The 26,952-nt window shown below is 51.6% G+C and carries 24 protein-coding genes and 1 pseudogene; 18 read left to right on the top strand and 7 right to left on the bottom strand.

Going from position 1 to position 26,952, the window contains the following annotated elements; genetic code table 11:
- Positions 1 to 20: 20 nt before the first annotated feature.
- Positions 21 to 809, top strand: a complete 789-nt coding sequence (gene fhuF / locus OGV65_RS01025) for a siderophore-iron reductase FhuF (protein WP_047500102.1) — start codon at positions 21 to 23, stop codon at positions 807 to 809.
- Positions 810 to 838: 29 nt separating this feature from the next.
- Here the strand turns inward: fhuF and OGV65_RS01020 are convergent, their stop codons facing one another.
- Complete coding sequence (locus OGV65_RS01020) at positions 839 to 2,182, bottom strand: PTS sugar transporter subunit IIC (protein ID WP_181221179.1); 1,344 nt, start codon at positions 2,180 to 2,182, stop codon at positions 839 to 841.
- A complete protein-coding gene (locus tag OGV65_RS01015; RefSeq protein ID WP_181221178.1) occupies positions 2,172 to 2,312 on the bottom strand; it encodes a hypothetical protein in 141 nt (46 codons plus the stop codon). The genes OGV65_RS01020 and OGV65_RS01015 overlap by 11 nt, the downstream gene beginning before the upstream one ends.
- Positions 2,313 to 2,547: 235 nt before the next feature.
- Here OGV65_RS01015 and OGV65_RS01010 point away from each other — a divergent pair, with 235 nt between their 5' ends.
- A complete protein-coding gene (locus tag OGV65_RS01010; protein WP_016151593.1) occupies positions 2,548 to 3,009 on the top strand; it encodes a YbaK/EbsC family protein in 462 nt (153 codons plus the stop codon).
- A 54-nt stretch (positions 3,010 to 3,063) separates the two neighbouring features.
- Here OGV65_RS01010 and bglJ read toward each other — a convergent pair whose 3' ends face one another.
- Together bglJ and OGV65_RS01000 are read right to left on the bottom strand one after the other, a co-directional pair.
- Positions 3,064 to 3,741: a DNA-binding transcriptional activator BglJ gene (gene bglJ / locus OGV65_RS01005; protein ID WP_029139757.1), complete on the bottom strand. Its 678-nt coding sequence runs from the start codon at positions 3,739 to 3,741 to the stop codon at positions 3,064 to 3,066.
- Positions 3,702 to 4,427 carry a helix-turn-helix transcriptional regulator gene (locus OGV65_RS01000; RefSeq protein ID WP_016151591.1) on the bottom strand — a complete coding sequence of 242 codons (726 nt, stop codon included), beginning with the start codon at positions 4,425 to 4,427 and terminating at the stop codon, positions 3,702 to 3,704. The genes bglJ and OGV65_RS01000 overlap by 40 nt, the downstream gene beginning before the upstream one ends.
- A gap of 458 nt (positions 4,428 to 4,885) precedes the next feature.
- Between OGV65_RS01000 and OGV65_RS00995 the strand changes: the two genes are divergently transcribed.
- The 6 genes from OGV65_RS00995 to opgB all read left to right on the top strand — a co-directional run bounded on the left by OGV65_RS00995 (position 4,886) and on the right by opgB (position 10,612).
- On the top strand, positions 4,886 to 5,662 hold the full coding sequence (locus tag OGV65_RS00995) for a threonine/serine exporter family protein (protein ID WP_016155624.1): 777 nt from the start codon (positions 4,886 to 4,888) through the stop codon (positions 5,660 to 5,662).
- Complete coding sequence (locus tag OGV65_RS00990; protein WP_016151589.1) at positions 5,653 to 6,126, top strand: threonine/serine exporter; 474 nt, start codon at positions 5,653 to 5,655, stop codon at positions 6,124 to 6,126. The genes OGV65_RS00995 and OGV65_RS00990 overlap by 10 nt, the downstream gene beginning before the upstream one ends.
- Before the next feature lie 122 nt (positions 6,127 to 6,248).
- Positions 6,249 to 6,788: a primosomal protein DnaT gene (gene dnaT / locus OGV65_RS00985; RefSeq protein WP_259687776.1), complete on the top strand. Its 540-nt coding sequence runs from the start codon at positions 6,249 to 6,251 to the stop codon at positions 6,786 to 6,788.
- Between the two features lie 2 nt (positions 6,789 to 6,790).
- Positions 6,791 to 7,528 carry a replicative helicase loader DnaC gene (gene dnaC, locus OGV65_RS00980; RefSeq protein ID WP_016155623.1) on the top strand — a complete coding sequence of 246 codons (738 nt, stop codon included), beginning with the start codon at positions 6,791 to 6,793 and terminating at the stop codon, positions 7,526 to 7,528.
- Positions 7,529 to 7,598: 70 nt separating this feature from the next.
- The gene (locus OGV65_RS00975) at positions 7,599 to 8,090 is read left to right on the top strand and encodes a YjjA family protein (protein ID WP_016151586.1); all 492 of its coding nucleotides are present in this window, start codon (positions 7,599 to 7,601) and stop codon (positions 8,088 to 8,090) included.
- A 230-nt stretch (positions 8,091 to 8,320) separates the two neighbouring features.
- Positions 8,321 to 10,612: a phosphatidylglycerol--membrane-oligosaccharide glycerophosphotransferase gene (gene opgB / locus OGV65_RS00970; RefSeq protein WP_047500100.1), complete on the top strand. Its 2,292-nt coding sequence runs from the start codon at positions 8,321 to 8,323 to the stop codon at positions 10,610 to 10,612.
- A gap of 105 nt (positions 10,613 to 10,717) precedes the next feature.
- On the opposite strand, the gene OGV65_RS00965 is transcribed toward opgB, so the two are convergent.
- Together OGV65_RS00965 and OGV65_RS00960 are read right to left on the bottom strand one after the other, a co-directional pair.
- Positions 10,718 to 12,163: a tagaturonate reductase gene (locus OGV65_RS00965; RefSeq protein ID WP_259687771.1), complete on the bottom strand. Its 1,446-nt coding sequence runs from the start codon at positions 12,161 to 12,163 to the stop codon at positions 10,718 to 10,720.
- Positions 12,164 to 12,176: 13 nt separating this feature from the next.
- Positions 12,177 to 13,199: a zinc-binding alcohol dehydrogenase family protein gene (locus OGV65_RS00960; protein WP_259688179.1), complete on the bottom strand. Its 1,023-nt coding sequence runs from the start codon at positions 13,197 to 13,199 to the stop codon at positions 12,177 to 12,179.
- A 137-nt stretch (positions 13,200 to 13,336) separates the two neighbouring features.
- Between OGV65_RS00960 and OGV65_RS00955 the strand changes: the two genes are divergently transcribed.
- The 4 genes from OGV65_RS00955 (at position 13,337) to OGV65_RS00940 (ending at position 17,329) form a co-directional block, all read left to right on the top strand.
- Positions 13,337 to 14,239 (top strand): GntR family transcriptional regulator, encoded by a 903-nt coding sequence (locus OGV65_RS00955; RefSeq protein WP_080859408.1) that lies wholly within the window; start codon positions 13,337 to 13,339, stop codon positions 14,237 to 14,239.
- Positions 14,240 to 14,451: 212 nt separating this feature from the next.
- Positions 14,452 to 15,459 carry a C4-dicarboxylate TRAP transporter substrate-binding protein gene (locus OGV65_RS00950; RefSeq protein WP_228522537.1) on the top strand — a complete coding sequence of 336 codons (1,008 nt, stop codon included), beginning with the start codon at positions 14,452 to 14,454 and terminating at the stop codon, positions 15,457 to 15,459.
- A 122-nt stretch (positions 15,460 to 15,581) separates the two neighbouring features.
- The gene (locus tag OGV65_RS00945; protein ID WP_080859410.1) at positions 15,582 to 16,061 is read left to right on the top strand and encodes a TRAP transporter small permease; all 480 of its coding nucleotides are present in this window, start codon (positions 15,582 to 15,584) and stop codon (positions 16,059 to 16,061) included.
- Positions 16,052 to 17,329, top strand: a complete 1,278-nt coding sequence (locus OGV65_RS00940) for a TRAP transporter large permease (protein ID WP_080859411.1) — start codon at positions 16,052 to 16,054, stop codon at positions 17,327 to 17,329. Before OGV65_RS00945 ends, OGV65_RS00940 begins: the two co-directional genes overlap by 10 nt.
- Before the next feature lie 60 nt (positions 17,330 to 17,389).
- Here OGV65_RS00940 and tsr read toward each other — a convergent pair whose 3' ends face one another.
- Positions 17,390 to 19,051, bottom strand: coding sequence for a methyl-accepting chemotaxis protein (gene tsr, locus OGV65_RS00935; protein ID WP_259687767.1), 1,662 nt, complete (start codon positions 19,049 to 19,051; stop codon positions 17,390 to 17,392).
- A 365-nt stretch (positions 19,052 to 19,416) separates the two neighbouring features.
- Here tsr and btsT point away from each other — a divergent pair, with 365 nt between their 5' ends.
- The 6 genes and pseudogenes from btsT to OGV65_RS00905 all read left to right on the top strand — a co-directional run bounded on the left by btsT (position 19,417) and on the right by OGV65_RS00905 (position 26,937).
- Positions 19,417 to 21,567, top strand: a complete 2,151-nt coding sequence (btsT, locus tag OGV65_RS00930; protein WP_003830033.1) for a pyruvate/proton symporter BtsT — start codon at positions 19,417 to 19,419, stop codon at positions 21,565 to 21,567.
- Positions 21,568 to 21,616: 49 nt separating this feature from the next.
- Entirely contained in the window at positions 21,617 to 21,811 is a 195-nt protein-coding gene (locus tag OGV65_RS00925) for a YbdD/YjiX family protein (RefSeq protein WP_003830038.1), read from the top strand.
- A 12-nt stretch (positions 21,812 to 21,823) separates the two neighbouring features.
- Positions 21,824 to 22,780 (top strand): GTPase, encoded by a 957-nt coding sequence (yjiA, locus tag OGV65_RS00920; protein ID WP_200108367.1) that lies wholly within the window; start codon positions 21,824 to 21,826, stop codon positions 22,778 to 22,780.
- A gap of 320 nt (positions 22,781 to 23,100) precedes the next feature.
- The gene (locus OGV65_RS00915) at positions 23,101 to 25,446 is read left to right on the top strand and encodes a type I restriction-modification system subunit M (RefSeq protein WP_286454506.1); all 2,346 of its coding nucleotides are present in this window, start codon (positions 23,101 to 23,103) and stop codon (positions 25,444 to 25,446) included.
- A pseudogene (locus OGV65_RS00910) lies at positions 25,446 to 26,183 on the top strand (restriction endonuclease subunit S); the annotation flags it as partial. The gene OGV65_RS00915 and the pseudogene OGV65_RS00910, both read left to right, overlap by 1 nt.
- 56 nt (positions 26,184 to 26,239) lie before the next feature.
- Positions 26,240 to 26,937 (top strand): IS1-like element IS1B family transposase gene (locus OGV65_RS00905; protein WP_095033700.1). Its coding sequence is split into 2 segments (ribosomal slippage): positions 26,240 to 26,489 and positions 26,489 to 26,937, totalling 699 coding nucleotides; the frame shifts between segments, so codons are not numbered across the junction.
- The last annotated feature ends 15 nt before the right edge of the window (positions 26,938 to 26,952 follow it).

Genomic DNA, 26,952 nt, shown 5'->3' with positions numbered 1-26,952 from the left:
ATTAACATCCTTATATCGACATGGCTTATCGTTCCGCACCGATCGTTGAAGATGTCATCTGGCGTAGCCCTCTGCCTGCAAAGATACCCTCGCTGGCTGCTGCCGTACGCGCAACGATAGCCAACACCCGTGAGCACCTGCTGGACTTCATTCGTCTTGACGAAACACCCGTGCCAGGTGCGATGACGCTACATGAATGGACGCAATCAACGACGCTAAGTTCATTGCTGGCTGTCTATTCAGACCATATTTATCGCAATCAGCCCACGCTGCCACGCGAAAATAAGCCGCTGATTTCTCTCTGGGCGCAGTGGTATATCGGCCTGATGATGCCTCCGCTCATGGTGGCCCTGCTGACGCAAAAAGAGGCCATCGACGTCTCTCCTGAACACATGCACGTAGAATTCCACGAAACAGGCCGTGCTGCCTGCTTCTGGATCGACGTGCATCAGGATCACCAGGTCACGGCCCAGTCTCCTCAGCAACGCATGGAAACACTGATTCTCTCGGCGCTGACGCCGGTTGTGCAGGCGCTGGAAGCGACGGGCGAGATCAATGCGAAGCTTATCTGGAGCAACACCGGATATTTAATTCACTGGTATTTAACGGAAATGAAGCCGTTATTAGGTGAAGAACTGCTGACCACACTGCGCCAGACCTGTTTTTTTGAGAAGCAACTCTCCTGCGGTCAGGATAATCCCCTGTGGCGTACCGTTGTTCCGCGCGAGGGACTGTTAGTGCGCAGAACCTGCTGCCAGCGCTATCGCCTGCCCGATGTCCAGCAATGCGGTGACTGCACGCTGAAGTAAGCGAGGAGCCGTAGCCCCTCGCCCGTCAGTTATGCAACCTGCTGATTTTCTTCTTCTATACGCTGTGCTTCTTCTTTTTCCTGCGCTAATAGCTGCTTTTCGTAAACCTTAAAGAATGGGAAGTAGATGACGGCAGACACCAGTGCCAGCAGGACAACCAGAATGGCCGCACGATAATCCCAGCCTAACGCCCATGCAGCGCCAACCGGTGCTGGGGCCGTCCAGGGAACCACTGAAATCACCCGCCCAATTAAATCCAGCTTCATCGCCGCCCAGGCCAGCACCGCGTTCACCATCGGGGCCAGCAGGAAGGGAATGAAGAACACCGGGTTCATGACAATCGGCGTACCAAAAATCACCGGTTCGTTAATATTAAAAATGCTCGGGACAACGCTCAAACGCCCGATCGATCGTAGATGGGCCGAACGGCTACGCAGATAGCAAATCACCAGCCCCATCGTCGCGCCGGAACCTCCAACCACAATAAAGAACGTCCAGAACGCCTCCATAAAGATATGCGGTAAAGGCGCGCCCTGCGCCAGCGCCGACTGGTTCATCCCGAGATTGGTGAGCCAGAACATTTGCAGCATTCCCGACACAATTGCCGCGCCATGAATACCGGCAAACCACAGCAGATGGCCGATCAGCACCGCCAGCAGTATCGCTGGCAGAGAATCCGCTGCAGACACCAGTGGTTTAAAGATGGCCATGATGGCCTGCGGGATCAGCATGTCAAACTGCGACTGAATCACCAGACTCAGCGGGTACAGCGTCAGTACCACCACCAGCACAGGGATCAGCAGATCGAAGGAGTTTTTGATCATCGGCGGCACCTGATCGGGTAAACGAATGCCGATGTTGTGCGCCTTCAGGAAGCGCATCATTTCAACGCAGTAAATAGCCACCAGGATGGCAGTGAAAATCCCCGTACCGCCAAGGCTATCAACCGGCATCGTGCCTTTAGTTTTCGGTGCAGCAATCAGCAAAAAAGCCATGATCGATAGCATCGCGCACATGAAGGGATCTAGCTGATGCGACTTCACATAGTGCTTGCCCAGGTTATAAGCGATAGCCGCACATATGTAGACTGACATGATCCCCATCGTCATATCAAACGGTGTGAGGATTTGGCCTTCAAACTGTTTCGCCATATCCAGCCACGCACGTGCAAACCCCCAGGTGGTATCCGGAGAAAAAGGCGGATAGGCGAAAACCAGCAGAAACGAGCCTACGATCATGAAGGGCATCGCCGAAATAAACCCATCACGGATAGCCATCACATGACGTTGTGAAGAGATGCGCCCGGCAACAGGGCTGACGTAATTTTCAACGAAGCGGAAAATCGCATTAAACACAGCATGATTAGTAGACATAGCCGTTCTCCCGTTGTGCAAAACCCTGCAACCGTGCTGGTATCAACACCACCACGTAAAGCCCATTACTGCTTTTCGCAACCGTGCCGGGAGGAACGCCAGCGCTACTGTATTTTGAGTTCAGTTTCATAGATGGCTCTTATTATGTAATACAGAGGAAGTGACAACTTCAGTATTAATCGCCATTTGAGCATTCTGCAACCGGTTACTGTAACCGGTTTCTTTGATTGTGAAGATGATCGAAAAACTGCCAATGTTGCCATGTTGTTATATTAAAATATTTACAGCGAGCTTGCCCCTATGACAAATTACGCCATGCGGTTTTCTGCTGGATGGAGCTGCCTGTAGGCGATTTGGAGAGAAGAATGAGTTTGCAATCAGTACGCCAATTTTTAGCGCAATATGCACCAGATATTGAGATTATCGAATTAGATCAGAGCACAGCTACCGTCGATCTGGCAGCGAAAGCCCATAACGTCGAACCTGGCCAGATCGCGAAAACGCTTTCTCTGAAGGTCAAGAACGACATTATTCTGGTCGTCGCCAAAGGTGATGCCCGACTGGATAACAAAAAGCTAAAGAGCACTTTCGGTGCCAAAGCCCGGATGTTGAGTAGCGATGAAGTGGTTAACGCGACGGGCCATCCCGTTGGCGGTGTTTGCCCTTTCGGACTGGAAACGCCGATTTCGGTGTACTGCGACGTTTCGTTGAAGCATTACGCTGAAGTGCTTCCCGCCGCAGGCGCCATCCACAGCGCCGTTCGTATCACGCCAGAAAGGATGGCTGAGCTGACTTCCGCCACCTGGGTGGATGTGTGTCAGGGATGATTCACGTTCCGTGCCGATAACGAAACCCGGCACGAAACGATCTAACATTACCCGTTAAGAAGCCGCCTGTAGAAAAGGTGCAGGTTCACCTGCACGCAGGTACAGCAGGATATCTGCAGCATCCAGCAGTCCGGCATCTGAGCTCACGCCCAGCTTGGACATCACATTAAATTTATGTGCCCGAATGGTTTTAATATTCCGCTCTAACTGAGCAGCGATCTGCGGCATTGAATAGCCATTCGACATAAAGCGCAGTATTTCTCGTTCTGTTGGACTGAGCATACGGCTTTGATTGATATACCAATGGTTTTTAGAACCTTCGGTTCCCCGGTTGGGACCGTTCAATACCGTAAATAACGCGTCCTGCAGTACCGTTAATGAAGAAGATTTGCTCACAACGCCATCTAACGGCAACGGCGACAAAGAGCCGATTAATCGCGCTTCAGCGTCATCATCAGCAATCACCACCCGGCGAATACGCGGAAAATTTACCGCCAATTCCGTCAGATAAGCTAACCCGGCCCTGCGATCGGTTCTGATTGCAGAGAGGGAGAAAATAACCGCCGAAAACGACGTTTTTAACATCACCTGACTAAATGCAGGCTGGCTCGAAAAGATATGAAGTTCGTATTGGTTATCCGGCATGGTATTAAACAGGCTCTTAATACCGACGCTACTCATCGCGCACTTCTCTACCAGCGCAACGTTTCTTTTGATGCTTCGGCTTTCCATTCCGTGGTTTCTCCATAAACTGAAGGTAAATTCAATTCTCGCGATCCTTGAGAACTGTTTATCCAGGCGTACATTTCTGCATTGCTATGTATCGACAAGCGGCGCATAGCACTGTTCTTTTGGGCGCTAATCGTTTTATTGCTTTTCTTCAGCAATGTCGCAATCTGATTAATTCCCCAACCTTTTCCCAGGAGTCTCAGCACTTTCCTCTCCGAGAGGGTAAGTACAATTGAGCGGGCGCTATGGTCTGCTAATTCTGGCATCACGGGCGGAGAGAGCAGCGACTTGCTAATTCTCTCGGCACGGCTATTTCCTGCGTGAATAACATTCACCAAACTTTCAATCGTCTCGGCATCAGATAACAGCGAACTGACAGGGCACATCAGCAATTCAATGGCCAGCGGATAAAAAACACGAGAAACGAGAAATACCCAGTGAATATCGCGGTATTGAGATAATAAAGAATAATACTGTTCGCAGACTGAACGTGGATGATTACAGTCTCCGGATAAATCAGCAATCACCAAATCAGCACAACGCAGCTGCAGCAACGTCAGTTCTTCGACGGAGCGGCAGTAGGTAAGTTCATAATCAGCGAACTGCCCCTGCATTACACCTTTAAGTCCGGTTTGTACGATCGGTAATTTACTAATAATAATTGCGTTTTTGCAGCGTCCTGGCAACATATCTCCTCCACATTCACCAGTCCGTATTCGCACGTATTAAAAATCCCCTGATAAATTAAAAACATTAATTAACAGGAAACCCTAAACAATAGACGAGGTGAATTGTTTATCCTTGGCTTTTATTTATAAATAAAGTTACACCGCTACAATCCCAGTAGCATCAAACTATTGAACCATCATGCCAATAATTACTCATAAATACACTCTTTGTACAATTAAAAGAACTACAATAGATCGTTAGCGTTGCTTACGTATTTTCCATCCTGATAAATAGCACTACATTTTCATAAGCGCTGTCTTTATTGATAAGCAAGTGAGGTATGCAAACGCATCAGACGTACAATCTGCATCTTTTTTCGACGCAAAGATTGATCTTAGCCAGAGCCAACAGGATCATGCTTCATGATAAAAAGAAGACATCCGCCACGCAAAGAGATCCTTTTCAGTCAGAGCGAGTCATGCAAACAGAGCAGTCGTCACAGCGAACGGTTACACGGTTATGTATTCAATGCGGTCTTTTTTTACTGCAGCATGGGGCAGAAAGTGCGCTGGTTGACGAGCTATCCACCCGCCTCGGGCTGGCGCTTGGCATGGATAGCGTAGAAAGCGCTATCTCCTCTAACGCCATCGTCCTGACCACCATTAAAGACGGGCAGTGCCTGACTTCAACGCGAAAAAATCAGGATCGCGGAATTAACATGCACGTCGTGACGGAGGTGCAGCACATCGTTATTCTGGCGGAACACAAACTGCTGGATGTTAAAGGCGTTGAGAAACGCTTTAGCCAGATTAAGCCGCTGCGCTATCCAAGATGGTTGGTCGCCTTTATGGTCGGCTTGTCCTGCGCCTGCTTTTGTAAACTCAATAATGGCGGATGGGATGGCGCGGTGATCACCTTTTTCGCCAGTATGGTGGCAATGTATATTCGCCAGATTCTGGCGTCCCGGCATTTGCACCCGCAAATCAACTTCTGCATTACTGCGTTTGTGGCAACCTCGATTTCTGGTCTGCTGCTGACCTTGCCGACGTTTAACCACACACCAACCATCGCCATGGCCGCCAGCGTGCTGCTGTTGGTTCCGGGGTTTCCGTTGATCAACTCCGTCGCGGATATGTTTAAGGGACACATTAATACTGGGCTCGCTCGCTGGGCTATTGCCAGTCTGCTGACGCTGGCGACCTGCATTGGCGTAGTCATGTCGATGACCTTATGGGGGCTGCGCGGATGGGCGTGATCGATTTCATTTTGGCGCTAATGCAGGACATGATCCTGTCGGCAATACCTGCGCTTGGTTTTGCCATGGTATTTAACGTACCACATCGGGCGCTCCCCTGGTGCGCGTTACTCGGCGCACTCGGCCACGGTTCACGAATGGTGATGATGAGCGCAGGATTTAATATCGAATGGTCAACCTTTATGGCGTCGCTACTGGTGGGCTGCATTGGGATCCAGTGGTCACGCTGGTATCTGGCGCATCCGAAAGTCTTCACCGTTGCGGCAGTAATCCCCATGTTCCCTGGGATCTCTGCCTATACCGCCATGATCTCGGCGGTAAAAATCGGCCATTTTGGTTACAGCGAAGCGCTGATGATCACGCTGTTGACCAATTTCCTGAAAGCCTCATCGATTGTCGGAGCGCTCTCCATCGGGCTATCCGTACCGGGATTATGGCTGTATCGCAAACGCCCGCGCGTTTAGCGGCACGCTTTGTTAGCCCTCGCAGAGAGGGGAATCGCCCCCTCATCTGCTGCTCTCCTTCTTCTCTGTGTTACTATAAAAGCAGTCCCCTTCTCGGTTGTTGTTCAGTATTGAGAAACATTATGCCCAGCAAAATTTTGACGCCGGACGTCACTAGCATTGACGCCTTACTACACGATCACCATACGGTGCTGGCCAGGTCTGCGGGCGGCGCCGTAGCCGTATTCGCCAATAACGCGCCAGCATTTTACGCGGTGACGCCTGCACGACTGGCCGAGTTGTTGGCGCTTGAAGAGAAACTGTCACACCCGGGTAGCGATGTGACGCTGGATGCACAATTTTATGAAGAGCCGCAAACCGCTCCCGTTGTCGTGCCAATGGGGAAATTTGCGATGTACGCTGACTGGCAGCCCGATGCCGACTTTCAGCGCCAGGCCGCCCTGTGGGGCGTGGCGTTAAGAGAACCGGTCACCGCCGAGGAACTGGCCTCATTTGTCGCCTACTGGCAGGCCGAAGGCAAAGTCTTTCACCATATTCAGTGGCAGCAAAAACTGGCACGCAGCATCCAGATTGGCCGGGCCAGCAATGGCGGAATGCCGAAGCGCGATGTGAACAGTGTCAGCGAGCCTGACAACCATATTCCACCGGGTTTTAGAGGATAACGATGAAAAACGTTGGCGACCTGATGAAACGTCTGCAAAAAATGATGCCGGCTAATGTCGAGCCAGCCTTTAAAACGGGCGAGGAGCTGCTGGCATGGCAAAAAGAGCAAGGTGAAATTCGCGCCGCAGCGCTGGCCCGTGAAAACCGGGCTATGAAAATGCAGCGCACATTCAACCGTTCCGGTATTCGTCCACTGCATCAGAACTGTTCGTTCGATAACTATCGGGTGGAATGCGAAGGTCAGATGAACGCCCTGAGCAAAGCTCGCCAGTACGTTGAAGAGTTTGACGGCAACATCGCCAGCTTTATTTTCTCTGGCAAGCCCGGCACCGGCAAAAACCATCTGGCCGCCGCTATCTGCAACGAACTGCTGCTGCGCGGCAAGTCGGTGCTGATTATCACCGTTGCGGACATTATGTCAGCCATGAAAGATACCTTCAGCAACCGTGAAACCAGCGAAGAACAGCTACTCAACGATCTCAGCAATGTCGATTTGCTGGTGATCGACGAAATCGGCGTGCAGACCGAATCCCGCTATGAAAAGGTGATCATCAACCAGATCGTCGATCGCCGCTCGTCTTCAAAACGCCCGACCGGTATGTTGACCAACAGCAATATGGATGAAATGAACAAACTGCTGGGCGAGCGGGTAATGGACCGTATGCGCCTTGGCAACAGCCTGTGGGTGATTTTTAACTGGGAAAGCTACCGTAGTCGGGTAACCGGTAAAGAGTATTAACGTATTAGGACCACTCCTAAGACTGCCGGCGCTATACTGCGCTGAAAAGGCATAACACGAGTTGCATATAATGATGAAAACAACCAAACGTCTGCTGTGCTGTGCGCTTGCCGCCAGCACGCTCATCTCGACCAGCGTTTTCGCCGCCTCCTGGCAGGATTCGCTCTCCAGCGCGGCCAGCGAACTAAGCAAACAAAGCTCCGGCTCGCAGGGCGGCTCGTCGCTCTCTTCCCTGACCAGTCTACTGAATGGCAGCAATCAGTCGCTGACCTCCAGCAGCATGAATAACGCCGCCGGGATCCTGGAATATTGCGCGAAACAGAAACTGGCCTCGGTCACCGACACGCAGAACGTCAAAAACCAGGTGCTGGATAAACTGGGCCTCAGTGCTCCGGAGCAAAAACAAGACACCAACTATATGGACGGCATTCAGGGGCTGCTCAACGCCAAAGATGGTCAACAACTGGACCTGAACACAATTGGCAACAGCTCGCTGGCGAAGCAGGTAAAAACCAAGGCCTGCGATCTGGTGTTAAAACAGGGTATGAACTTCATTTCCTGACGCACGACATGCCGCGTATACCCTGCGCGGCATCAACCTGCTCCCCATAAAATTCACACGTCAAATAATCAGTAAATCCCCCGCAAAAAACACGCATATCTAAACCAATTCTGAATAACAACGTAATTTAATGTCACTACAATTGCAGCAATGCAACATCGCTATTACATTGTGCTTTCCCAAAATCATTAGCCTGCCTGGCGTTTGCCCGGTTTACTGAGGATCGATCGTTGTCAGAACTCATCTCCATTACTCTGTTTCTCGCTTCAGTGCTGATTTACGCCTGGAAAGCGGGTCGCAACACCTGGTGGTTTGCTGCCACGTTAACGGTGCTGGGGATTTTTATTGTCTTGAATATCACGCTGTATGCCAGTGACTATTTCACCGGCGACGGTATCAATGACGCAGTTCTGTACACGCTGACCAACAGCCTGACCGGCGCGGGAATTGGAAAATATATCTTACCTGGCGTCGGGATTGCGCTGGTCCTGACGACCGTTTTTGTCGCTCTCGGCTGGATTCTGCGCCGCCGTCGCCATCATCCGCATCATGTGGGTTACAGTCTGCTGGCCCTGCTGCTGGCGCTGGCCTCCGTAGATGCCAGCCCGGCGTTTCACCAAATAACCGAACTGGTAAAGTCGCAGTCGCGCGATGGCGATCCGGATTTCCCAACCTATTATAAAGAGCCGTCAAAAACGATTCCCAACCCGAAGCTGAATCTGGTTTATATCTATGGCGAAAGCCTCGAGCGCACCTATTTTAACAACGACGCGTTCCCGGATCTGACCCCGGAACTCGGTGCGTTGAAAAACGAAGGTCTGGATTTCAGCAATACCATGCAACTGCCGGGTACCGATTACACCATCGCTGGCATGGTCGCCTCCCAGTGTGGTATTCCGCTATTTGCGCCGTTTGAAGGCAACGCCTCGGCGTCGGTCTCCAGCTTCTTCCCCAACAATATCTGTCTGGGCGATATCCTGAAAAACTCCGGCTATCAAAACTACTTTGTGCAGGGAGCCAACCTGCGCTTTGCCGGCAAAGACGTGTTCCTGAAATCTCACGGTTTTGATCATCTCTACGGTGCGGAAGAGTTAAAAAGCGTGGTTGCGGACCCAGCCTATCGCAACGACTGGGGCTTCTACGACGATACCGTGCTGGATGAAGCATGGAAAAAATTCGAAGAGCTTTCACGTTCGGGCCAACGCTTTTCACTGTTTACGCTGACTGTGGATACCCATCATCCAGATGGATTTATCTCACGTAGCTGCAACCGTAAACGTTATGACATCGACGGGAAGGCCAACCAGTCCTTCAGCGCAGTCAGCTGCAGCCAGGAAAACATTGCCGAATTTATCAATAAGATCAAAGCCTCACCGTGGTTCAAAGATACCGTTATCGTGGTTTCTTCCGATCATCTGGCGATGAACAACACCGCATGGAAGTATCTGAACAAGCAGGATCGCAACAACCTGTTCTTCGTGCTGCGCGGCGACCAGCCACAGCAGGAGACGCTGGCGGTGAAGCGTAACACGATGGATAACGGGGCAACGGTACTGGATATTCTCGGTGGCGATAACTTTATCGGTCTTGGCCGCAGCAGTTTGTCGAGCGAATCCGTGTCTGAAGTGTTCCTGAACATCAAAGAAAAAATGCTGGCGTGGAAGCCCGATATCATCCGCCTGTGGAATTTCCCGAAAGAGATGAAAGAGTTCACCGTCGACCAGGACAAAAACATGATCTCTTTCTCCGGCAGCCATTTCCGCCTGCCGTTGTTGCTGCGCGTATCGGACAAACGCGTCGAGCCGCTGCCGGAAAGCGAATACTCGGCCCCGCTGCGCTTCCAACTGGCAGATTTCGCGCCGCGAGATAACTTTGTCTGGGTTGATCGCTGCTACAAAATGGCGCAGCTATGGGCCCCGGAGCTGGCGCTCTCCACCGACTGGTGCGTATCGCAAGGCCAGTTAGGCGGACAGCAAATCGTGCAGCACGTCGACAAAGCTAAATGGAAAAGTAAAACCGTGTTTAAAGACACGGTGATCGACATGGAGCGCTACAAAGGTAACGTTGATACGCTGAAAATTGTCGATAACGACATTCGCTACAAAGCCGACAGCTTCGTCTTCAACGTGGCGGGCGCGCCGGAAGAGGTTAAACAGTTTAGCGGCATATCACGCCCCGAATCCTGGGGGCGCTGGTCCAATGCGCAGCTCAGCAAAGAGGTGACCATCGAGTACAAGGCCCCGCTGCCGAAGAAATTCGATCTGGTCATCACCGCGAAAGCCTTCGGCGACAATGCCAATCGTCCTATTCCCGTGCGCGTTGGCCGCGAGGAACAGACGCTGGTGTTAGGCCATGATGTCACTACCACAACCTTGCATTTTGATAACCCGGCAGATGCCGATACGCTGGTGATTGTCCCGCCCGATCCGGTCGCCACCAACGAGGGCAATATTCTCGGCCACTCGCCGCGTAAGCTGGGGATCGGGATGGTTGAAATCAAAGTGGTCGCTCAGGGCTCGTAACATGAAATGGCTGATGGCGCTTCGCTTATCAGCCTTACAGCCAGCCGCATTTATTGTCTGAAAAAAAACAGCGCCCAACACCACACCGGGCGCTGCATGGCAACCTTATTCCAGACTTTTCACTGTCTGGCGCATACCCTGCACCAGAATCATTTCCAGGTTTGCCGTCACCTGCCCGGCAAGCCCCGGCAGCAACGTCAAATCTTCACCCCAGTGCGCCGCATCGCCGAGCACAGTATCCACCAGTTCACGCAGCGTTAAATCTTTGCCAACTCGCGGCCACAGACTGGCATACAGGCTAACCCACTGCTCATCATCCTGTATCGGATAGCGTTCTCCCTCCCGCTCTGCGCGATAAAACGCCAGCAGCGCCGCGAGGGCGAACGTTAACCGCACGGGCCAGCGCCCATTTTGCTGGCCCGCCAGCAGTTGCGGCAAAATTCGGGTACGGAATTTGGTCATCCCGTTAAGCGCAATGGAAAGCAACTGGTGACGGATGTAGGGGTTTTGAAAACGCCCGCTCACCGCGTCGGCAAATTCACGCAGTTCATCCGCCGGGAGATCCAATACCGGTATAATTTCCTCGCTAATCGCCCGCTCGATAAAGTGACGGACATCGGCATCCTGCATCGCTTCGCCGACGGTCTCCAGGCCACACAGCCAGGCCACCGGCACCAACGCCGTATGCGCGCCATTGAGAATGGCGACCTTACGCTCTTTGTACGGTTTAATATCGCTCACTACCCGAATGTTCAGCGGGCACTGCGCCAGATTCAGCTCCTCGGCCAGCCACTGCGGCCCCTGAATCACAAACAGGTAAAAATGCTCCGCGGTATCGAGAAACGCATCGTGATAGCCAAGCGTAGCTTCCAGCGCGGCGGCTTCTTCTCGCGGGTAGCCGGTGACAATGCGGTCGACCAGCGTGGAACAGAAGGTGTTTGCCGTCGCCACCCAGTCGGCAAACGCCGGGGGAAGCTGCCACTCCTGCGCATACTGCAGTACCAGCGTTTTGAGCGCCTCGCCGTTATAGTCGATAAGCTCGCACGGGATAATGACCCACCCCTTATCCACTGCGCCCTCAAAATGATTAAAACGCTCCAGCAGCAGACGCGTCAGTTTAGCCGGAAAGCTTACCGGCGGCGCATCATCGACCCGGTCTGCCGCGTGATAGCTAATTCCGGCTTCGGTGGTATTTGAAAACACAAAGCGAATATCCGCATTGTGGGCCAGCGCCAGATACGCCGCGAAGTCCTGATACGGATTGATTTCGTTATTCACCGAACGGATCAGCCGCGCCTCGCTCACCGCTTCGCCCTGCGAGTTTAGACCGCGAATAAGCGTGGTATACAGCCCGTCCTGGGTATTCAGCGACGGTGGAAAATCACTATTGATCGGGCGAACGATGGTCACGCCAGCGTTCAGAAAGGTTTGCTCGTTGAGGATATCCAGTTGCCAGTCGACAAACGCTCGCAGGAAATTCCCCTCACCAAACTGGATCACGCGCGTTGGGTAGCTTGCCCCCGGAAAATCACGTCGATTCAATGTCTTCATCGCATTTACCCTCTCAGAACGTGATCACGCCTTTAATCAGCTCACGGTTGTTAATCACATCCCGTTCGTAGATTTCTGCCAGTGTGGCAAACGCGTAACGGTGCGTGAGCATCATGTCGGCGGTCAGTTTGCCTTCCGACATCAGGCGGCCCACTTTGGCGAAATCTTCCGGTGTGGCGTTGCGACTGCCCATCATGGTGGTCTCTTTCTTGTGGAACTCCGGATCGGAGAACTGCAAATCGCCTTTGAATAGCCCAACGAAAACAATGCTGCCGCCATGGCGAATCAAATTCACCGTGTTGTTCATCGCATGCTGATTGCCCGTGGCATCAATGACCTTTTGCGCCAGCGAACCGCCAAACTGGTCACGCAACTGCGCATCAAAATCTTCTGCAGACGGATCGATAACCGGGAGCCCCAACCGGGAAACCACATGCTCCCGGCGAGCCGGACTGGTATCGGCGACCACCACCTGTGCGCCATCGGCTTTGGCAATCGCCGCCGCGCCCAGACCAATCGGACCGGCACCGACCACCAGCACCTGCTCACCCGGAGCCACCACCGCCCGGCGTACCGCATGCGCACTAATGGCATAAGGCTCAATCAGCGCCGCCGCCTGCGGATCAATTCCCTGCGCATCCAACAGGTTGGTGACCGGTACGGACAGGTATTCGCTGAAGCCGCCATCCTGATGCACGCCAATCACCGAAATCTTCTCGCAGCAGTTAGTGCGCCCGCTCAGACAGGCCGGACACTGCTGGCAGGCCACGTAAGGAATAACCGCCACCTGCTGACCATTTTTCAGATTCTGTATATTTTTGCCCAGCCCGACAATTTCCCCACATATTTCATGACCCAGCACACGTGGATAGCTGAAAAATGGCTGATTGCCGCCCCAGGCATGAATATCGGTACCGCAAATCCCGACTGATTTAATTTTTATTAATGCTTCACCCTCACCCGGAATAGGTATTTCACGCGTTTCCCAGTGCATTTTTTTGGGTTCCTGACACACCAGGACATTCATTGTTGCCATCATATTCTCTCCCATATTTTCTGTTGCAACAGATATCCTGGAAAAAGCCTCTAAAAATAAACGGGTGACATAACTTGTGAAACTCAACGCATTAAAATGTTTTAAATCGGGTTTTAATGCTCAAAAAGGAGGGAGCCATGAGTCGTTCGCAGAACTTACGTCACAATGTGATTAACCAGATGATTGACGATATGGCACGCGGTCATATTCCTTCACCGTTGCCATCGCAAAGTGCGCTGGCCGAGATGTACAACATCAGTCGCACCACGGTACGCCACATGCTGAGCCATCTCAGCGAATGCGGTGTGCTGACGCAGGTCGGCAGCGATTACGTCATTGCCCGTAAACCCGATCATGATGATGGCTTCGCCTGTACCACCGCCTCCATGACTGAGCAAAACCGGATTTTTGAGCAGGCTTTTTTCACCATGATCAACCAGCGTCAGCTACGCGCAGGCGAGAGTTTCTCCGAACTACAGCTTTCCCGCGCGGCTGGCGTAAGCCCAGTCGTTGTCCGGGAGTTTCTTTTAAAATTTGGACGTTACAATCTAATCCAAAGTGAAAAACGTGGTCAGTGGAGCATGAAAAAGTTTGATCAGACCTATGCCGAGCAACTGTTCGAACTACGTGAAATGCTGGAAACGCACGCGTTACAACGTTTCCTTAACCTTCCAGCCGATGACATTCGCTGGCAGAAAGCCCGCGATCTTCTTGACCATCATCGCACCCTGCGAGACACGATTGGTGACAACTATCGTATGTTTTCCTCACTGGACAGAGAGTTTCACACGCTACTGCTGAGCGCGGCAGAAAATGTTTTCTTTGACCAGTCGCTGGAGATAATCTCGGTTATTTTTCATTTTCATTATCAATGGGATGAAAGCGATCTTAAACAGAGGAATATTATTGCGGTCAATGAGCATATGACCATTCTTAGCGCGTTAATCTGCCGTAATGATTTTGGTGCCACCACCGCTTTACGCCAACATCTGCAAACAGCCAGACAGACCATGGTTCACTCGATTAATACCTCTGGTTAAATACCGATTAAAAACAATAAAGCATTACCACTACCACAAAATCACCCAAAAAACGCCACCTGGTGGTGATGAGATAATAGGCTCTAAATCTTCACATAGAAAATAGACCTGCGAGTTGGGCAGTATAACAAAATAAGCATCAACCTGACCGGACTATCATTCCCCTATCGTAATGTGAATTAATTCCGCAGTTCCCACGAAACTGGAGAGCAATGATGAGTAAAATGATAAAAAAAGGAAATAAGTTACTGGCATTTGCAATGGGTTCAATAATCGCAACAGCCTCCCTTACGGGTTCTGCCTTTGCCGCGGCTGAATATACATTAAAAGTCGCTTATGAAAACAACCCAGGAGAACCTTTTGATCAAGCCATTCATGAATGGGCGCGCCTGTTCAGTGAACAAACTGCCGGAAAAGGTGAATTAGTCCCTTATCCCAGCTCTCAGTTAGGTTCGAAGAAAGATGTAATTGAACAAATGAAGCTGGGAAGCCCGTTGATAACCTTGGCCGATGGTGCCTTCTTCTCTGACTATGTGCCGGATTTCGGCATCATGTTTGGCCCTTATCTGGGTAATGATTACCAGGATATTTTCAAGTTGAATCAGTCGGACTGGTACAAGGATTTGGAAAGCAAACTGGATGCGAAGGGACTCCATATCATCACGAAAGACTGGTTATATGGTTCCCGTCACATGTTAACCAACAAAATGGTTAATAAGCCGGAAGATCTGCAAGGGCTGAAAATCCGGGTACCGAATAACCGTATTCAGATTGAAGGGATGAAAGCGATGGGCGCAACGCCAACGCCACTCCCACTGGCAGAAGTTTATACCTCGTTAAATTTAAAAATTATTGATGGCGCAGAAAATCCAATTCCCGTGTTATATGGACAAAAACACTATGAAGCGGCCAAATACCTTATCCTGACAGGGCATGTCGAAAATGTGACGAATCTGGTCATGGGAAGTCGCACATACAAAAAGCTGCCACCTGACATTCAAATCGCGTTGATCGACTCGGGTAATAAAGCAGGTCAGTATCTGACAAATCTGGTCCTGAAAGAAGAGAAGAGCCTGATAGAAAAAATGAAAAACGAGGGTGTTACCGTTGTTGAAGTCGATCGCACGTTATTCCGCAACGCTTCAAAATCTTTCTACACGAAATTTCCGGAATGGACCCCCGCTCTATACGAGAAAACGCAAGAAATCATTGCTAAATAACCGTCAGGTTGCGCAGGTTTATCACCTGCGCAACCCCCAAAGAACCGGGATAAAACTGACAGAGAGGCGGTCGAAGAGATACCGCGCCTATCTGATAAACATGTCATTTTAAAGGAATTGCTATGTTCGGTTTTTTCAACAGATTTAGCGATATATTAGCCGGTGTTGCAACCAGCGGAATTGTACTGATAACAATCCTGGCCGTTTTCATGCGCTGGTTGCTAAACTCTCCGCTAATCTGGGGAGAAGAAGTACTCATTATTTGTTATATATGGCTCATTATGTTAGGTGCCGCTTCTGCCATGCGGTTGCGTATGCATGTGAGTATCGATGCATTAACTGCAATGCTACCCGAAAAATTACAGCTTATCTGCACCCTCTTCACGCACATTATTTCTATTATAGCGCTATCTACATTCGGTTATTTGGGCTATGAGCTGTCTTTAATCGCAGAGGATAAGATAACCCCTATCCTCGGGGTTTCTTATTTATACATTGACTTTGCCGTGCCAACCGGAGCTGGGATCATGGTCATTTTCTGTCTACAACATCTTTGGCAAGATATTAAAAAAATGAAAAACAGGGAGGTCGCATGTCAGTAGCCATTGCCTGTATTGTTTTACTATTTCTGTTCATATTGAACACGCCAATTTTCATCAGCGTTCTGGTTGCGATTCTGATTTATTTCTTCATGGCAGGTGATATATCGCCCTTAATTGCGATTCAGCGCATCATCGGCGCAGGTGAAAACGTCACGCTATTGGCAATTCCCTTTTTCATTCTGCTGGGTAATCTCCTCAACTATACGGGAATTACTCACCGGATGTTAAAGTTTACGGGAGTTCTCTCAGGTCATTACCCTGGCGGACTGGCGCAATCCAACGTCCTGCTGAGTACCATGATGGGAGGGCTATCAGCCTCAAACCTCGCCGACTGTGCGATGTTGTCAAAAATGCTGGTACCCGAAATGACGAAACTGGGATACAGCAAAGGATTCTCTACCGCAGTAACGGCCGCAGGATCGTTAATAACGCCGATTATTCCCCCTGGCATTGCTTTAATTATTTATGGCTTTGTCGCCGATGTTTCTATCGGCAAGATGTTTATGGCGGCGATTATTCCCGGCCTGCTGTGCTGTGTCGCATTGATGACTGCCATCTACCTGATATCGAAAAAGCGCGGTTATTTGCCCGCGAGAAGCCACGGCCCAACCGTCCGTGAACTTTGGGAGGCGGGAAAAGGCGCAACATCAGCGCTGGTACTTATCCTGGTGATTATTGGCGGGATTCGTTTTGGTATATTCACACCGACAGAAGCGGGTGCTATCGCCGTACTTTTTGTCATTATCGTCGGTACCCTTTTCTATCGGGAAATGACCTTAAAAGATATCGTTGCTTCTGTACTGGAAACAGCACGCTCAACGGCAAGCGTAATGCTCATCATTATGACCTGTTCTGCATTAGCATGGATTTTGACCAATGAGCAAATTGCGCAGAATGTTGCTGTCCTGATGACAGGATTCTCAGATAATCCTTATCTGTTTCTTCTGATCGTTAATGCGGTACTGTTATTTCTTGGTATGTTCATCGAAGGGAATGCGGCGATTATCGTCCTGGTGCCGCTCCTGATGCCCACAGTAAAAATGCTGGGAATCGATCCTATTCAATTTGGTGTCATGATGATCCTAAATTTAGCCGTGGGATGCCTGACACCGCCTATGGGTACGGTTATGTTTGTGGCAACGTCGATCACCGGAACCAAAATTTCAGAATTTATTCGCGAAGTGATACCGTTATTTATTGCGCTCCTGGTCGTACTCTTGATGGTGACGTTTATTCCGGCCCTCACCACTTTTTTACCCAGTTTGTAAAAGTGCCCTCAGCAGAGGGCACACAGAGTGAGCGCAAAAATCGCCTGATGGGCCTGGCTCTTAGAACGTTTCCCAGTTATCCCCGGCATCCGTTGCCGCAGCTTTACGCGGCTGGACCGTTGAAACTGTTTTAGCAGCAGCAACGTCACGCGCGCGCTGTTGGTCATGCTGAATACGGAACACGGCAACGGCCTGGGTCAGACGGCTGGCCTGCTCTTCCAGCGCCGCAGCGGCGGCGGCGGATTCTTCCACCAACGAGGCGTTCTGCTGCGTCACACGATCCATCTCAGCAACGGCCAAACCAACCTGGTCGATACCGCGGCTCTGTTCATCAGAAGCAGAGGCAATTTCACCCATGATATCGGTCACGCGGGTTACCGCATTGACGATCTCATCCATGGTTTCACCAGCGCTTTCTACCAGCGTTGAACCCACATCCACACGACTGACCGAGTCTTCAATCAGGCTCTTGATCTCGCGCGCGGCCTGCGCACTACGCTGGGCCAGGTTACGAACTTCACCCGCAACCACCGCAAAACCACGGCCCTGCTCGCCCGCACGCGCAGCTTCTACCGCGGCGTTGAGCGCCAGAATGTTGGTCTGGAAGGCAATGCCGTCGATGACGCTGATAATGTCGGCGATTTTCTGCGAACTGGAAGCGATGTCACGCATGGTTTGCACCACGTTATCCACCACTTTCCCGCCTTTCTGCGCGGTTTCAGAAGCGCTCAGGGCCAGATGGCTAGCCTGACGCGCGTTTTCGGCGTTCTGCTTCACGGTCGCCGTCAGCTGTTCCATGCTGGCTGCGGTTTCTTCCAGAGATGCAGCCTGCTGCTCGGTACGCGAGGAGAGATCGTTGTTGCCCATCGCAATCTCGCTGGCCCCGCTATAAATCGCGTTGGCACCGTTACGCACATCACCCACGGTGTTCATCAGCTCACCCTGCATATGACGCAGGCTTTCCGCCAGTTGGCCAATCTCGTTGGAACCTTCCACCTCAATACGCTTCACCAGGTCGCCGCTGGCGATATGACGAATGCTGTCGATCAGACGGTTCATTGGGGAGATAAGAGTCAGTTTGATGCCGAACCAGACCGCAATAATTGCCGCCAGTACGGTAATCAGCACACAGACCAGTACCCACATCGCCTGACTGTAAGAGCTGTTGTTATCTGCTACCGCAATGTCATACAGGTGATCGTTCTGCTGCATGTAGTTGATGTATGTCTTCTCAAAACCATCCTGATAGCTCTGCGTGGGTTGATCAAAGAACGCGTTGATCTTCCCGTCACCCAGTAACTGGATCAGCTCCGCCAGCGCGCCGTGATAGATGTCATAGGTGCGGTTGATCTCCTGGAACGCGGCTTCGCTTTGACGCGGATCGCGCGGGAGCGACTCGTAAATCGCCCAGTTTTTTTCCGTCAATTTCAGCGCCGTGCTGGCTACCTGCATCAGCTCAGCAACGGTCGCACCGCTGCCGATATTGTTCTGATCCATCATGTAGCGAATACCCGCCCGGTTCAGGGTATTACGCGTTTGCAGCAGCTCAACCCAGGTGGCGTTCAGCGCAGACTGCTGCTGGCGAATGGTTTGCAGAACGGTAAAGTTCTCTTTGTCATTCTTAAGTGAGTTAAAAAACAAGCCGCCGGAGGCGAGCTGTAAAAGGCCAAATAGCGCCAATACCAGCAGTAAGCTGGTAACAATCTTCATTCGTTTTAACATGTTTTCTCTTTCCGCTAGACAGATGTCAGAATTTTCGGCCTGGAAAGGGAAAACTTTATGAAATTTGTGCTAGTTGAATCGATCTCAGCATCGACGATTCGTCGATCCACGCCGTCTGCCAAAGCGCTAAGCGGGTTTATTAGTGATCTCAATCACATAAATTCCCCCACTCTCCCCCATTGCTTACCGCTCACTGACACTTGGGACCGCTTAAGCTGACATATAACCGCTCACTTATTTACCTTACTTTACGCGCGTATTTCTCTGGCAAGATCCCCCCAACATAGCAGTCAATTTACCTCCTCAAACACAAGATCAAACCCACGCGGCTTCGGCCAATTATTAATTAGATACCAGGTTTTACTATGGATACGAAAAAGATATTCAAGCACATACCCTGGGTGATTCTCGGAATCATCGGTGCATTCTGCCTCTCGGTAGTGGCATTACGTCGGGGTGAGCACATCAGTGCCCTGTGGATCGTGGTCGCCTCAGTTTCTGTTTATCTGGTGGCCTATCGTTACTACAGTCTGTACATCGCCCAAAAGGTGATGAAACTTGACCCGACGCGTGCCACGCCGGCGGTCATCAACAATGACGGTCTGAACTACGTTCCAACCAACCGTAACGTATTGTTTGGCCACCACTTTGCCGCTATCGCAGGTGCGGGTCCGCTGGTTGGGCCGGTACTGGCCGCGCAGATGGGCTATCTGCCCGGTACGCTGTGGCTGCTGGCGGGTGTCGTGCTGGCCGGTGCGGTGCAGGACTTCATGGTGCTGTTTATCTCTTCACGCCGTAACGGCGCATCTCTGGGTGAGATGATCAAAGAAGAGATGGGCCCGATCCCGGGAACCATTGCGCTGTTCGGCTGCTTCTTAATTATGATCATCATCCTTGCGGTACTGGCGCTGATCGTGGTGAAAGCGCTGGCTGAAAGCCCGTGGGGTGTGTTCACCGTCTGCTCAACCGTACCTATCGCGCTATTCATGGGGATCTACATGCGATTCCTGCGACCGGGTCGTGTGGGCGAAGTGTCGGTGATTGGTATTGTGCTGCTGGTTGCGTCTATCTACTTCGGCGGCGTGATTGCTCACGATCCGTACTGGGGCCCGGCGCTGACCTTTAAAGACACCACCATTACCTTTACCCTGATCGGCTACGCGTTTATCTCTGCGCTGCTGCCGGTATGGCTGATCCTCGCGCCGCGCGACTATCTGGCTACCTTCCTGAAAATCGGCGTTATCGTCGGTCTGGCGGTGGGGATTGTTATCCTCAACCCGGAACTGAAAATGCCGGCAATGACTCAGTACGTTGATGGTACTGGTCCGCTGTGGAAAGGCGCTCTGTTCCCGTTCCTGTTCATCACCATCGCGTGTGGTGCGGTATCTGGCTTCCACGCGCTGATCGCTTCTGGTACCACACCGAAGCTGCTGGCCTGTGAAACCGACGCGCGCTTTATCGGTTACGGCGCCATGCTGATGGAATCCTTCGTGGCGATTATGGCGCTGGTTGCCGCGTCCATCATCGAACCGGGTCTGTACTTCGCAATGAACACCCCGCCTGCGGGCCTTGGCATCACCATGCCGAACCTGCATGAAATGAGCGGCGAGAACGCCCCGTTGATTATGGCGCAGTTGAAAGACGTAACCGCACATGCGGCGGCGACCGTCAGTTCCTGGGGCTTCGTCATTTCGCCTGAGCAGATCCTGCAGACCGCGAAAGACATCGGTGAACCGTCCGTTCTGAACCGCGCAGGTGGCGCGCCGACGCTGGCCGTTGGTATCGCTCACGTGTTCCACAAAGTGCTGCCGATGGCTGATATGGGCTTCTGGTACCACTTCGGTATTCTGTTTGAAGCACTGTTCATCCTGACCGCACTGGATGCCGGTACCCGTTCTGGCCGCTTTATGCTGCAGGATTTACTGGGGAACTTCGTTCCGTTCCTGAAGAAAACCGACTCTCTGGTTGCGGGTATCATCGGTACTGCGGGCTGTGTTGGCCTGTGGGGTTACCTGCTGTATCAAGGCGTTGTTGACCCGCTGGGCGGCGTTAAGAGCCTGTGGCCGCTGTTCGGTATCTCTAACCAGATGCTGGCTGCCGTGGCGCTGGTTCTCGGCACCGTGGTACTGGTTAAAATGCAGCGCACCAAATACATCTGGGTTACCGTTGTTCCGGCTGTATGGCTGCTTATCTGCACCACCTGGGCGCTGGGTCTGAAACTGTTCAGCACAAACCCGCAGATGGAAGGCTTCTTCTTCATGGCGAATCAGTACAAAGAGAAGATTGCTAACGGCGGCGAACTGACCGCTCAGCAGATTGCCAACATGAACCACATCGTCGTCAACAACTACACCAACGCAGGCCTGAGTATTCTGTTCCTGGTGGTGGTGTACAGCATCATTTTCTACGGGTTCCGTACCTGGCAGAAAGCCCGCGCCATCAACGGTCGCTCTGATAAAGAGACGCCGTATGTACCGGTGCCGGAAGGCGGCGTGAAGACCTCTTCACATCACTAACCGTATTCAGCCCCGCTTCGGCGGGGCTTTTCGCTTATCAGGATTGTTTATGTTTGGTACTTTAGGTCAGGCAAAAAAATACCTCGGTCAGGCGGCAAAGATGCTGATTGGCATTCCGGACTACGACAACTACGTCGAGCACATGAAGACCAACCATCCCGATAAGCCGTACATGACCTACGAAGAATTCTTCCGCGAGCGCCAGGAAGCCCGCTACGGTAGCGGCGGAAGCAGTTGCTGTTAGAAGGAGAAATGAATGACCCCGATTGCAGTTACCCTACTCACCGGTTTTCTTGGCGCGGGTAAAACCACCCTGCTGCGCCATATTCTCAACGAGCAGCACGGCTATAAGATTGCCGTTATCGAAAACGAATTCGGCGAAGTCTCGGTGGACGATCAGCTAATTGGCGACCGCGCCACGCAGATCAAAACCCTGACCAACGGCTGCATTTGCTGTACACGCTCCAGTGAGCTGGAAGACACACTGTTAGATCTGCTCGACAACCTCGACAAAGGCGCCATCCATTTCGACCGTTTGGTGATCGAGTGCACCGGCATGGCCGACCCCGGCCCGATTATCCAGACCTTTTTCTCCCATGAAGTGATTTGCGAACGCTACCTGTTGGACGGTGTGATTGCGCTGGTTGACGCGGTACATGCCGACGAGCAGATGAACCAGTTCACCATAGCCCAGTCGCAGGTGGGCTACGCTGACCGCATCCTGCTGACCAAAACCGACGTGGCGGGTGAAAGCGAGAAACTGCGTGAGCGCCTGGCGCGCATCAACGCCCGCGCCCCGGTGTATACCGTCACGCATGGTGATATCGACCTCTCCCTGCTGTTCGATACCAACGGTTTCATGCTTGAGGAGAACGTGGTCAGCGCCAAACCACGCTTCCACTTTATCGCCGACAAGCAAAACGATATCTCCTCGATCGTCGTCGAGCTAGATTACCCGGTAAACATCAGTGACGTGTCGCGGGTAATGGAAAATCTGCTGCTGGAATCCGCCGAGAAGCTGCTGCGCTACAAAGGCATGCTGTGGATTGAAGACGAGCCAAACCGCCTGCTGTTCCAGGGCGTTCAGCGTCTGTACAGCGCCGACTGGGATCGCCCGTGGGGCGACGAACAACCGCACAGCCTGCTGGTGTTTATCGGCATTAATCTGCCGGAAGACGAGATCCGAGCAGCGTTTGCGGGGTTGAAGAAGTAACCCTCATTCTGGATTGCCCGATGGCGCGCAGCTTTCGGGCCTACAATTCCCCACCATGTCTCAAAACCTACGCCCACAGGCCGGACAAGGTGCAGCCGCCATCCGGCATATATTCCCAACCGTTTGTCGCACTCTTACCGACGGAGAACGCTATTTTTTCTCCCCCCTCATAAAACATTCATTAGGATGATCATTAATGCCCAAAAATCACCGAAAATTATAAAAAACCTTTATAAATGATCAACTTACGAATTTCTGGTAAAAAGGAGACTATCTAACCATTGAAAAAAAGCCTCACAGCAGAGGCCAGGATTGTATTTATGACATCAGGAAGTTTTTCCCAGACGGCCGCCTTTCTCTGGTCGGTAGCAGACCTGCTGCGCGGCGATTTCAAACAGTCACAATATGGCCGCATCATTCTCCCTTTCACTCTTCTGCGCCGCCTGGAGTGCGTACTCGAAAGCAGCAAACCATCCGTGCTTGCTCAGGTCGAAAAAATCCAGTCAATGAACCTGCCGGAAGAAGCACAAGAGAAAATGATCCTGCGAGCGGCGGACAATCTGACATTCTTCAACACCTCACCGATGGACCTCAGCAAAATGGGGCAAAACGGTATCAAGGCCAACCTGGAGAAATATGTTCAATCGTTCTCCACGGATGCCCGCGAGATCTTCGATCACTTCAAGTTCAGCGAGTTTGTTGGGCAACTGGAAGACGCGAATCTACTGTATAAAGTGGTACAAAAATTCGCGGCCACCGATCTGAGCCCTGAAGCGATTTCCAACCATGAAATGGGCTTTGTGTTTGAAGAGTTGATCCGTCGCTTTGCTGAAAGCTCAAATGAGACAGCGGGAGAACACTTTACCCCCCGCGATATCGTGCGCCTGACCACCTCACTGGTGTTTATGGAAGACGATGATGCGTTAACCAAAGACGGTATTATCCGCACGATTTACGACCCGACCGCCGGTACTGGCGGGTTTCTCTCATCGGGTATGGAATACTTGCACGAACTAAACCCGAATGCGGTCATGCGTGCTTTCGGACAGGAGTTAAACCCGGAGTCTTACGCCATCTGTAAAGCCGATATGCTGATCAAAGGTCAGGATGTCAGCCGCATTAAGCTCGGCAACACCCTCTCTAACGATCAGCTTCCGGCCGATCGGTTTGATTACATGCTTTCTAATCCGCCGTTCGGCGTGGACTGGAAAAAGATTGAAGGGGAGATCAACGACGAGCATCTACAGAAAGGCTTTAGCGGTCGTTTCGGCCCCGGCCTGCCGCGCGTTTCCGACGGTTCACTGCTGTTCCTGCTGCACCTGATCGGCAAAATGCGCGATGCGCAAAACGGCGGTGGACGCATCGGCATTATCCTCAACGGCTCGCCGCTGTTTACCGGCGGCGCAGGCAGCGGTGAGAGCGACATCCGACGCTACATCCTTGAAGCCGACCTGCTGGAAGGGATTATCGCCCTGCCAACGGACATGTTCTACAACACCGGCATCGCCACCTATATATGGATTTTATCCAACAAAAAGATCGCAGAACGTAAGGGCAAGGTTCAATTGATTGACGGCAGCAACCTGTGCGACAAGATGCGCAAATCGCTGGGGTCGAAGCGTCATCAAATGGGCGATGAGGATATCCGGCTGATTACCCGAACCTTCGGGAATATTGAGTCAGTTAGTGCGACCACGCTGGACGTATTGGGTCTGGGAAAAGCACCAGAGCAAAAATCCAGCCGCGGTCGCCAGTCTGCTACCGCGAAAAGCGAAGCGCCAAAAACTTTCGCCAGCAAAATCTTCAACAACACCGATTTTGGTTACCGCCGGTTAACCATTGAGCGTCCGCTACGCCTGTCGACACAGATTACCGATGAGGCCATTGCTACTTTGCGCTTCGCGCCGAAGCCGTTTAACGCGCCGATGGAACGCCTGTGCGAAGTATTTGCCTCGCAGTGGCGGGATGAGAATTATGGTGATTTCACCACACTGGCAACCGAAGCCCGCGCCATTATCAAAGCTGAGTTTGCCGAGCTGAAAGAGAAGCAAATCAAAGACCTGTTCGACAGCAAACTGTGGCAATTCCAGCGAGAGTTAATGGAAAAAGCGCGGCGTATTCGGGCAGCGGTAGGCGCTCAGGCGGGGGGAAAAGAGGTCATCAGCAACGACTTTAACCAGTTCCAGCTGACGCTGAAGGGCGCGCTCAACACCGCAGGCGTGAAGCTGGATGCCAAAGAGAACAAGCAGCTTATCGACGCCATCACCCGCAAAAATCCGAATGCCGAACCGGTGGTGAAAAAGGTGCTGAAAGAGGCCGCTCAGCCGCTGTACGGCGCGTTTGATTACCAAGGAAAAGTTGTTGAGTTTGAGCAGGATGGCGACCTGCGCGATAACGAGAATGTGCCGCTGAATCCGGCTATTTCCACCAGCGAGCTAATCGAGAGCTACTTCAAAGCGGAAGTCCTGCCGCACGTGGCGGATGCGTGGATCAACGCCGATAAGCGTGATGCGAAAGACGGCGATATCGGGATTATCGGTTATGAAATTCCATTTAACCGTCATTTTTATATTTATCAGCCGCCGCGCCCACTGGAGGAGATTGATGCGGATTTAGATGCGGTCAGCATCGAGATTATGCAACTGCTGCGGGAGGTACATTCCTGATGGCTAAATATAAGGCGTATTCAGAATATAAGGATTCTGGGGTGGAGTGGCTACAAACGTTACCCGCTCGCTGGAGCACAGTACCACTGAAATTTCTTTGCACCTGTAATGATCAAGTTATTTCTGATTCAACAGACAAAGATTACGAGATCGAGTATGTTGACATAGGCAGTGTGTCTTCTTCTCTGGGGATAACAACTACAGAGAACATGTCGTTTTCAAAGGCTCCATCAAGGGCAAGACGCTTGGTAAAAGATGGCGATATAATTATCTCGACAGTTAGAACATACCTAGAAGCTATCGCTCCTATCATTAAACCGCCAGCTAATATGGTTGTATCCACTGGATTTGCCGTAATCAGACCATCTTCTAATCTTGATAACAGATTTGCCTCATATTGCTTACGCGCAAGTGGTTTTATAAAAGAAGTAGTATCTCGCTCAGTAGGAATAAGTTACCCCGCAATTAATTCATCAGATTTAGTTAATATCCCAATTCCTAACTGTACATTACATGAACAATTAAATATCGCGACGTTCCTTGATCACGAAACCGCAAAAATCGACAACCTGATCGAGAAGCAGCAGCAACTGATTGAACTGCTAAATGAAAAACGTCACGCAGTGATTAGCCATGTGGTGACCAAAGGGCTAAATCCTGATGTACCGATGAAAGATTCTGGTGTTGAGTGGTTGGGGGAAGTACCAGAGCATTGGTCATACACGAGAATAAAATATGGGTGATGCTGCCAACTTACTGATTTAGTGTATGATGGTGTTTTTGAGGTGCTCCAGTGGCTTCTGTTTCTATCAGCTGTCCCTCCTGTTCAGCTACTGACGGGGTGGTGCGTAACGGCAAAAGCACTGCCGGACATCAGCGCTATCTCTGCTCTCACTGCCGTAAAACATGGCAACTGCAGTTCACTTACACCGCTTCTCAACCCGGTACGCACCAGAAAATCATTGATATGGCCATGAATGGCGTTGGATGCCGGGCAACCGCCCGCATTATGGGCGTTGGCCTCAACACGATTTTCCGCCATTTAAAAAACTCAGGCCGCAGTCGGTAACCTCGCGCATACAGCCGGGCAGTGACGTCATCGTCTGCGCGGAAATGGACGAACAGTGGGGATACGTCGGGGCTAAATCGCGCCAGCGCTGGCTGTTTTACGCGTATGACAGGCTCCGGAAGACGGTTGTTGCGCACGTATTCGGTGAACGCACTATGGCGACGCTGGGGCGTCTTATGAGCCTGCTGTCACCCTTTGACGTGGTGATATGGATGACGGATGGCTGGCCGCTGTATGAATCCCGCCTGAAGGGAAAGCTGCACGTAATCAGCAAGCGATATACGCAGCGAATTGAGCGGCATAACCTGAATCTGAGGCAGCACCTGGCACGGCTGGGACGGAAGTCGCTGTCGTTCTCAAAATCGGTGGAGCTGCATGACAAAGTCATCGGGCATTATCTGAACATAAAACACTATCAATAAGTTGGAGTCATTACC

Origin of the sequence: Citrobacter sp. Cb004 (genome assembly GCF_030337065.1) — a bacterium.
In the GTDB taxonomy this organism is placed as follows: Bacteria; Pseudomonadota; Gammaproteobacteria; order Enterobacterales; family Enterobacteriaceae; genus Citrobacter; species Citrobacter braakii.
Note: the sequence above shows the minus strand (reverse complement) of the source record. Positions and strands in the feature narration are given on the sequence as shown.